The 350-nt window shown below is 49.4% G+C and carries 1 pseudogene; it reads left to right on the top strand.

The window, feature by feature from the left end:
* Nucleotides 1-26: 26 nt before the first annotated feature.
* Nucleotides 27-350: pseudogene (locus Q4519_RS22495) on the top strand (alpha-amylase family glycosyl hydrolase); the annotation flags it as partial.

Here is a 350-nt window from a genome sequence, read left to right as displayed (position 1 = left end):
ATAAAGCGAAGCAGAATGACCAGACTGTGAAATCCGAACTGTTACCCTTTGAGCGCCAATTCGATACTCGCCAACCTCATGAAATCCCGTTTTATTTTGAAGAATACCTGCAATTGGTTGATTGGACGGGGCGTGCTATTCGAGACGATAAGCGCGGCTATATTCCCGCCGAAGAACCCAAGTTATTACATGAGCTGGGTATTGAACAAGATAGCTGGTTGCAACTGGTCAGTCACTTTAGCCGAAGTTTTGGCAGCGCCGCAGGCAGCTGGGAGCATCTTACTGCGCATAGCATTAGAGCTGGCCACTGCTGGACACGAGGACAAACGGCATGTAATCGACTGAGTGGG

It is taken from the genome of Motilimonas sp. 1_MG-2023, assembly GCF_030547455.1.
In the GTDB taxonomy this organism is placed as follows: Bacteria; Pseudomonadota; Gammaproteobacteria; order Enterobacterales; family CBDFNC01; genus Motilimonas.
This window is presented reverse-complemented; position numbering and strand designations above follow the sequence as displayed.